Here is an 8,349-nt window from a genome sequence, read left to right as displayed (position 1 = left end):
GGCCGGTTTAGAGGGGGTAGGGGGAGTCGTTGAGCGGGTTTTTGCCGATGATCAGGAATGAATGAGCGGATTTCCGCTCATTCAGGTACGAACATTTCCCGGGTCAGACCATGGCGCTGCATCTTTTCATTGAAGGTGCGGCGTGGCAGTTGCAGTTCTTCAAGTACGGCTTTCACATCGCCCTTGTGCCGGGTCAACGCCGCCCGCAAACACTGCGCCTCAAACGCCTCTTGCTGCGCCGCCAGTGACTGGCCGGGATCGATGCCCTGCACCGGTTCATCCAGCCCCAGCACCTGCCGTTCGGCGACATTCGCCAGTTCCCGCACATTACCCGGCCAGTCATGACTCAGCAGGTGGCTCAATTGCGTGCCACTGAGCGGCGGGAAGGTCCGGCCCAAGCGTTGGGCAGCGCTCTGGGCGAAGGATTCGAACAACAACGGAATGTCTTCCCGACGATCACGCAACGGCGGCAGGCGCAATTCGGCGACGTTCAGGCGATACGCCAGGTCCTCGCGAAAACGCCCGGCCCGCGCTTCATCCAAAAGATCGGGTTTGGTCGCCGCGACGATCCGCAGGTCCACGCGAATACTCTGGTTCGACCCCAGCCGCTCCAGCTTCTGCTCCTGCAACACCCGCAGCAGTTTTACCTGCTGGGCCAGCGGCATGCTTTCGATTTCATCGAGAAATAGCGTGCCGCCATCGGCGTATTCCAGCTTGCCGATGCGCTTGCCGGAGGCCCCGGTGAACGCGCCGCTTTCATGCCCGAACAACTCGGCTTCGAACAACTGCTCGGGGATCGCCGCGCAGTTCAGCGCCACGAACGGTTTGTCGGCGCGCGGGCCGAAGTCGTGCAGGCAGCGGGCGACCAGTTCCTTGCCGCTGCCGGTCTCGCCACGGATCAGCACGTTGACCGGCAGCGTCGCCAGATCCAGCACCTGTCGGCGCAAGGTCTGCAAGCCACGGGATACACCGAGCAACGTCGCATCCAGTTTGGCGCGGTTGTCGGCCTGTTCGTGCAGGGCACGGTTTTCCAGCACCAGCCGACGCTTGTCCAGCGCCCGGCGCAGGCTGCCGAGCAAGGTTTCCGGGCTGAAGGGCTTTTCCAGAAAGTCGTAGGCACCGTCGCGCATGGCTTCGACCGCCATCGGCACATCGCCGTGGCCGGTGAGCAGAATCACCGGCAGGTCGGCATCCCGGCGCTGCACCTCGGCCAGCAGTTCAAGACCGCTGAGGCCAGGCATGCGTACGTCGCTGACAATCACCCCGGCAAAATGCGCCGGCAGCGCCGCCAGGCATTCCTCGGCGCGGCTGAACAGTTGCACCTCGAAACCGGACAGGCTCAGCCATTGTTCGACGGCACTGCGAATGCTGCTTTCGTCATCGACCACCATCACCGCATTGAGCATCAGATGTGCGCCTCCAGATCGATCGGCAAGGTCAGGCTGAACACTGCGCCGTTGTCGCCATTGTCGGCGCTCAGGCGCCCGCCGGATTCGTGGACGATGGCAAACGACACCGCCAGCCCCAGACCGAGGCCGTCACCCACCGGTTTAGTGGTGAAGAACGGGTCGAACACCTGGCCCAGATGCTCTTCGGCAATACCGCCGCCATTGTCGATGACGCTCAGGCGCCACAGTTGCTCGTCGGCTTCCAGACGGATTTCCAGACGCTTGCAAGGTTTGCCTTGCATAGCGTCGAGGGCGTTGCGCAGCAGGTTGATCAGCACTTGTTCGAGGCGGATCGCATCGCCGCGCACCCAGGCCGGACGGGTCAGATGCAGCACAAGGCTGACCTGTTCGTCGCGCATTCTTGCGTCCAGCAACTGCAGGGCCTGATCGACCACTGTCGCCAGATCCAGCCGCTCGCGCAAACCGCTGGGGCTCTTGCGGGCGAAGGTTTTCAAATGACCGGTCAGGGCCGCCATGCGCGTGAGCATTTCATCGACCGGTTTGAGCGCCTTGTAGGCGTCATCGACGCGGCCATGATCGAGCAGCAGGCGCAAGGTCGCCAGTTGCATGCGCTGAGCGGTCAGCGGCTGATTGATTTCGTGGGCCAGCGCCGCCGACATCTGTCCCAGTGCCGCCAGTTTGGCTGACTGCACCAGACCGTCCTGAGCGGTACGCAAGTCGCGGGTACGTTCTTCGACCAGTTGCTCAAGCTCTTCGCGGCTGCGCTGGCGCATCTTCGCCAGACGCCAGCGCTGGTTGAGGAACAACAACAGGAACACCAGCGCCAGCCACACCCCGGCAGCGGCGAGCCCGGCATTGCGCTGGTCTTCGAAGGACAGTTGCGGGCGTCGCAGCAGGTGCAGGGTCCAGCCTTCGGCGGTCAGCGGCAGCGATTCCCACAGGTAATCCGCTGTGCCTTGCGGGCCTTCGACACGGCGCAGATCACTGTTGTCGTCGAAGCGACGCAGCGACAGATGAGTCAGCGGCACCAGCGACTGTTTGTCGTATTGGCGGGTGGCCTTGATCTCTTTGTAATCGGCCGGGCTCAGCGGGTGCAGGAGGCGATAGCGCCAGTCGGGCTGGTTGGCGATGAAAATGATCCCGCGTGCATCACTGACCAGCAGGGTGTCGCTGCCCTGGCTCCATTCGCGTTCAAGTTCCGGGAATTCGAGCTTGACCACCATCGCCCCGAGGAACTCGCCGTTGTCGCCGAGCACCGCGCTGGACAGGAAATAACCGGGAATCCCGCTGGTCACGCCGACTGCGTAGAAACGCCCGGTGCCCTGGGTGCGGGTCTGGCTGAAGTAGGGGCGAAAGCCGTAGTTGTGACCGACGTAGCTGCTGGGCAGACGCCAATTGCTGGCCGCCACCGCGAGGCCGGTGTGATCGAGCAGTTCCAGCGTCGAGGATTGTGCTGCGCCGTTGATCTTTTCCAGTTTCAGGTTGAGCGCCGCTTGCTGTTCGGCGTCGACCGGACCGGCCAGTGCCGCACGCAATTGCGGATCCAGTGCGAGCACGGCGGGCAGGGCGCGGTAGCGGTCGATCAGTGTGTGCAAAGAATTGGCGTACAGTGCCAACTGCTGATTGGCCCGCGCCGCGTCCTCTTCCAATGCCTGGCGTTCGGCGTGGCGGATCGCAAGAGTCGCGGCGAGGGCGGCGCCGGCGATGATCAGCAGGGTATACAACGACAGACGCAGGGTACGGGAAGTCGGCAGCATGCTGGGGCAAACGGATGGCAGGACGGGCGGGCACGATACCATGCAGATGTGTAGGCGGGGTTCCTGTTCATAGATGCGATGAGCGTGCCGTATTTTTTTGCAGATACCGAACTGGAGGTATCGACAATTGCGCTCGAAAAAACCTCCCCTGCATTATTGTGCGAATTTTATACATTCAAAAAAACGGCCGGCTATCCACTTGGATGAGCCGGCCGTTTTTATAAGGCAAATAGCTTACTGCACTTCCACCGCAAGGCTCTCGCTGATCTTCTGTTGCCAGATCGCAGGACCGGTGATGTGGACCGATTCACCTTTGCTGTCCACCGCAACGGTGACCGGCATGTCCTTGACCTCGAACTCGTAGATCGCTTCCATGCCCAGCTCGGCGAACGCCAGTACCTTGGACTTCTTGATCGCTTGCGCCACTAGATAAGCGGCGCCGCCGACGGCCATCAGGTACACAGCCTTGTTGTCCTTGATCGCTTCGATCGCAGTCGGGCCGCGCTCGGATTTGCCGATCATGCCCAACAGGCCGGTCTGCTCGAGGATCTGACGGGTGAACTTGTCCATCCGCGTGGCGGTGGTCGGGCCAGCCGGGCCAACCACTTCGTCACCGACCGGATCAACCGGGCCGACGTAGTAGATGAAGCGACCTTTGAGGTCCACCGGCAGGGTTTCGCCCTTGTTCAGCATCTCGACCATGCGCTTGTGCGCGGCGTCGCGACCGGTGAGCATCTTGCCGTTGAGCAGGACGGTTTCGCCCGGCTTCCAGCTCTGCACGTCTTCCGGGGTCAGGGTGTCGAGGTTGACACGACGGGCCGACGGACCTGCTTCCCAGACGATTTCCGGGTAGGCGTCCAGCGGTGGCGCTTCCAGCGAAGCCGGGCCGGAACCGTCGAGCACGAAGTGGGCGTGACGGGTGGCAGCGCAGTTCGGGATCATGCACACCGGCAGCGAGGCGGCGTGGGTCGGGTAATCCATGATCTTCACGTCGAGCACGGTGGTCAGGCCACCGAGGCCCTGGGCGCCGATGCCCAGCTGGTTGACCTTCTCGAACAGCTCCAGACGCATTTCTTCGATGCGGTTCTGCGGGCCACGGGCTTTCAGCTCGTGAATGTCGATGGACTCCATCAACACTTCTTTCGCCATGACAGCGGCTTTCTCGGCGGTGCCGCCGATGCCGATGCCCAGCATGCCCGGTGGGCACCAGCCGGCGCCCATGGTCGGAACGGTCTTCAGCACCCAGTCGACGATCGAGTCGGACGGGTTGAGCATGGCCATTTTCGACTTGTTCTCGGAACCGCCGCCCTTGGCCGCCACGTCCACTTCCACGGTGTTGCCCGGGACGATGGAGTAGTGGATGACCGCCGGGGTGTTGTCCTTGGTGTTTTTACGAGCGCCCGCCGGGTCGGCGAGGATCGAGGCACGCAGGACGTTTTCCGGCAGGTTGTAGGCGCGGCGCACGCCTTCGTTGATCATGTCGTCCAGGCTCATGGTCGCGCCATCCCAACGCACGTCCATGCCCACACGCACGAACACGGTCACGATACCGGTGTCCTGGCAGATCGGCCGGTGGCCGGTGGCGCACATGCGCGAGTTGATCAGGATCTGCGCCATCGAGTCACGGGCCGCTGGCGATTCTTCGCGCAGGTAGGCTTCGTGCATCGCCTGGATGAAGTCCACGGGGTGGTAGTAGGAAATGAATTGCAGGGCGTCGGCAACGCTCTGAATCAGGTCGTCTTGCTTGATCACGGTCATGAGTCGCGCTCCTCTAAAAGACGGGAACATTCAATAAGGTGCCTGCGGCTTGGGTGCATCGGTCGGTCGCAGACACCTTTCAAGGCACGCCGGGGCTGCTGGCGCGACGCTAAAAAGGCGCGGCAGTATACCGCGCCTCCCTGGTGGTGACACGCGCCGGTAGTCATTCGTTGGTCGCATGGCAGGAGCCGGTCGATGTGGTCTGCAAGCGCTGCGTCCGGTTCGCTGTTTGCGGACGGCGAAGGCCGACAAAAAATCACGCGCGGCCGGCGCTATTGGCGGGCGCTCCGGGAAGCCGGGAGGGGCGGGCCCAAGGGCTTTTTTGACGCCAATTATCCGGCCCGAAAATCAATGGTCATTTATCGACTACGCCACTAAAGTGGCAGCCGGTCTGTAGAGTAGGACACTCGGTCAGCCTCTTATCGCACGGTGAGTCAACGATTGACCCATAACGCCATTCAACGTCTTTTGCTCAAACGCTTCGCCCTCGCTGCAGCCACCTATGGATTGGCCTTGCTGCTGCTGTGGCTGGCGTATTTCACCGGACACTACGAAGATTCGCTGACAGGCGTCGCTGTCGGCAGCGCCCTGGTGGTCATCAGCCAGGCGACTCTGTTCGCGGTGTTTTTCTCAGGTGCCAACCTGCGGTTCTCCGACCCGAGCCTGACCGAAGCGCAAGTGCTGCTCGGCCTCGGCTGGCAGACGTGGCTGATCGCGCATCTGGAAGAAGCGCGGGGCGAGTTCCTGGTCTTCTATGTGCTGATCCTGCTGTTCGGCCTGTTCCATTTGTCGCGCCGGGCCTTTGTGCGCTGCGCGATGCTGGTGTTCTTCAGTTTCTGCGCCATCACGCTGTGGGACGGTTACCACTTCCGCCTGCACGATCCGGCGCTCTCCGCGTTGCAGGCGTGCATTCTGTTGATCGTGCTGGCATGGCTGGTGATCTACGCACGCTTCGTCCAGACCTCACGGCAACGCATGCGCCAGCGCCGGTTTGCCTTGCAGGCGCATCAGGACACCCTGCGCGGGATGATGCGCCAGCTCGAAGACCTGGTGGCCACCGACGAACTGACCGGGCTGTTCAACCGCCGGCATTTCCTGCGCCTGGCCACCCGCGAATTGAACGCGATGGAAGCCGACGTGGTGCACGGTCTGGCGCTGATCGACCTCGACCATTTCAAACGCATCAATGATATACACGGTCATGCGGCCGGCGATCAGGTGCTGCAAGCCTTCGCCGGAGTGGCCGGTGCCTGTCTGCGTGACGGTGATGTGCTGGCCCGTTATGGTGGTGAAGAATTCGTGGTGCTGCTGCCCGATTGCAACGCCGAGCGGCTGACCGCCTGTTGCGAACGGCTGCGCATCGCCTTCACCGACGTTGAACTGGTGGGCCTGAATGTGAAAAACCTTAGCCTGTCTGCCGGCATGACCCTGCTGGAACTGGGCGATGATCTGGACGACGCCTTGCAGCGCGCCGATCAGGCGCTGTACCGGGCCAAACGCGACGGGCGCAACCGTTGCGCAGCCGCGTGGGAGAACGTCGATGCCTGAACTGCGGGTCGGTGAACGAAAGTGGTCGGTGGCGGCGGGCAGCAACCTGCTCGATGCTCTCAATCAGAACGGTGTGGCGGTGCCTTATAGCTGCCGCGCCGGCAGTTGCCATGCGTGTCTGGTGCAATGCGTGCAAGGTCTGCCTGCTGACAGTCGCCCCGATGCCTTGAGCGCTGAACAGCGTGATCAGGGCTGGCGCCTGGCCTGTCAGTGTCAGGTGATCGAGGACTTGCAGGTGCACACCTTCGATCCCGTCACCGATGGTCGCCCGGCCTCGGTCGAAGCGCTGGACTGGCTCGGCGACAGCGTGCTGCGGTTGCGCCTGACACCCCAGCGACCGTTGCGCTACAGCGCCGGCCAGCATCTGGTGCTGTGGGCCGGCCACGTTGCGCGGCCGTATTCGCTGGCGAGCCTGCCGGAAGAAGACCGTTTTCTTGAATTTCACCTCGATTGCCGCCAGCCCGGTGAATTCAGCGATGCCGCGCGCCGCTTGCAGATCGGCGACCCGATCCGCCTCGGTGAACTGCGCGGCGGTGCGTTGCATTACGACCCGGACTGGCACGACCGGCCGCTGTGGCTACTGGCGGCGGGCACCGGACTAGGCCCCTTGTTCGGTGTGTTGCGCGAAGCCTTGCGTCAGGATCATCGGGGCGCCATTCGCGTCATTCATCTGGCCCATGATGCCGACGGGCATTACCTGGCCAAACCCCTTGAAGCACTGGCCGCGCAGCGGGAAAACCTCAGCGTCGAATTGTGGACGGCGGCCGAGTTGCCGGCCGCTTTGGCGCAACTGCGCCTTGTCTCCCGACAAACGCTGGCCTTAGTCTGCGGCTCGACTGCCAGCGTTGACGCGTTTGCCAAGCGTCTGTTCCTGGCCGGACTGCCGCGCAATCAACTGCTGGCCGATGTCTTCCTGAGCCGTGGTTGAGCGCTGATTCTTCAGACGCGAGACCTGCCATGCCCGAAGCCATCCTGCTGCACCGCGAACGCGGTTTGCTGACCCTGCGCCTCAACCGCCCCGACAAGAAAAACGCCCTGACCCGCGCCATGTACAGCCAGTTGGCCGAGGCGCTCAAGCAGGCCAATCAAGACCCCGAGATCAACGCGGTGCTGATCACCGGCAGCGCCGAGTGCTTCACCGCCGGCAACGACATCGCCGACTTTATCCAGCAACCGCCGAGCGACCTCGACAGCCCGGTGTTTCACTTCATGCTTGAACTCCTCGAATGCCGCAAACCGGTGATCGCCGCCGTGGCCGGGGCGGCGGTGGGGATTGGCACGACGCTGCTGTTGCATTGCGATCTGGTGTACGTGGCGCGGGATGCACGGTTGCGCATGCCGTTCGTCAATCTCGGGTTGTGCCCGGAGTTCGGTTCCAGCCTGATCCTGCCGCGTTTGCTCGGGCAGGCCAAAGCGTCGGAGTTGTTGTTGCTGGGTGAAGGTTTTACCGGTGAACAAGCGGCGGCCTGGGGGATTGCCACCGAGGCACTGGGCAGCGGCGAAGCAGCACTGGCCAAGGCGCGGGAGATGGCGTTGCGGTTTGACGAGCTGCCGGCTGAAGCGGTGCGGATCAGCAAGCAATTGATGCGGGCGCCGGATCGCGAATTGATTCGCAAGGTGATCGAGGAGGAGGGCGCGCTGTTCACCCAGCGGCTTCGTTCGCCGGAGGCGTTGGCGGCGTTGACCGGGTTCATCAAACGCCATTGAGATATCCGCCGACCGCCGACCGCCGACCGCCGACCGCCGACCGCCGACCGCCGACCGCCGCCGCACTCCGTGCACCGATCGTTCCCACGCTCTGCGTGGGAATGCAGCCCGGGACGCTCCGCGTCCCATGCCGAAGCGGACGCGGAGCGTCCATTGAGGCATTCCCACGC

At 63.1% G+C, this 8,349-nt stretch carries 6 protein-coding genes; 3 read left to right on the top strand and 3 right to left on the bottom strand.

The window, feature by feature from the left end:
- Window positions 1-77 precede the first annotated feature (77 nt).
- The 3 genes from AC3WRD_RS29730 to AC3WRD_RS29720 form a co-directional block, all read right to left on the bottom strand.
- A complete protein-coding gene (locus AC3WRD_RS29730; protein WP_102622786.1) occupies window positions 78-1,406 on the bottom strand; it encodes a sigma-54-dependent transcriptional regulator in 1,329 nt (442 codons plus the stop codon).
- The gene (locus AC3WRD_RS29725) at window positions 1,406-3,166 is read right to left on the bottom strand and encodes a sensor histidine kinase (protein ID WP_096818368.1); all 1,761 of its coding nucleotides are present in this window, start codon (window positions 3,164-3,166) and stop codon (window positions 1,406-1,408) included. The genes AC3WRD_RS29730 and AC3WRD_RS29725 overlap by 1 nt, the downstream gene beginning before the upstream one ends.
- A 234-nt stretch (window positions 3,167-3,400) precedes the next feature.
- Window positions 3,401-4,924, bottom strand: a complete 1,524-nt coding sequence (locus AC3WRD_RS29720) for a fumarate hydratase (protein WP_003205127.1) — start codon at window positions 4,922-4,924, stop codon at window positions 3,401-3,403.
- A gap of 441 nt (window positions 4,925-5,365) precedes the next feature.
- On the opposite strand from AC3WRD_RS29720, the gene AC3WRD_RS29715 reads away from it, so the two are divergent.
- From AC3WRD_RS29715 to AC3WRD_RS29705, 3 genes are read left to right on the top strand one after another with little or no spacing between them, the layout of a single operon-like run.
- Window positions 5,366-6,472: a GGDEF domain-containing protein gene (locus tag AC3WRD_RS29715; RefSeq protein WP_096818361.1), complete on the top strand. Its 1,107-nt coding sequence runs from the start codon at window positions 5,366-5,368 to the stop codon at window positions 6,470-6,472.
- Window positions 6,465-7,400 carry an iron-sulfur-binding ferredoxin reductase gene (locus AC3WRD_RS29710; RefSeq protein ID WP_102622785.1) on the top strand — a complete coding sequence of 312 codons (936 nt, stop codon included), beginning with the start codon at window positions 6,465-6,467 and terminating at the stop codon, window positions 7,398-7,400. Before AC3WRD_RS29715 ends, AC3WRD_RS29710 begins: the two co-directional genes overlap by 8 nt.
- Window positions 7,401-7,429: 29 nt before the next feature.
- A complete protein-coding gene (locus AC3WRD_RS29705) occupies window positions 7,430-8,179 on the top strand; it encodes an enoyl-CoA hydratase-related protein (RefSeq protein WP_102622784.1) in 750 nt (249 codons plus the stop codon).
- Window positions 8,180-8,349 lie beyond the last annotated feature (170 nt).

The organism is Pseudomonas sp. FW215-R2 (assembly GCF_058789255.1).
This window is presented reverse-complemented; position numbering and strand designations above follow the sequence as displayed.

What these genes read in the sequence shown, in the direction of transcription:
- AC3WRD_RS29730 (WP_102622786.1), bottom strand. Translation starts at nt 1,406, where the DNA reads ATGCTCAATGCGGTGATGGTGGTCGATGACGAAAGCAGCATTCGCAGT.
- AC3WRD_RS29725 (WP_096818368.1), bottom strand. Translation starts at nt 3,166, where the DNA reads ATGCTGCCGACTTCCCGTACCCTGCGTCTGTCGTTGTATACCCTGCTG.
- AC3WRD_RS29720 (WP_003205127.1), bottom strand. Translation starts at nt 4,924, where the DNA reads ATGACCGTGATCAAGCAAGACGACCTGATTCAGAGCGTTGCCGACGCC.
- AC3WRD_RS29710 (WP_102622785.1), top strand. Translation starts at nt 6,465, where the DNA reads ATGCCTGAACTGCGGGTCGGTGAACGAAAGTGGTCGGTGGCGGCGGGC.
- AC3WRD_RS29705 (WP_102622784.1), top strand. Translation starts at nt 7,430, where the DNA reads ATGCCCGAAGCCATCCTGCTGCACCGCGAACGCGGTTTGCTGACCCTG.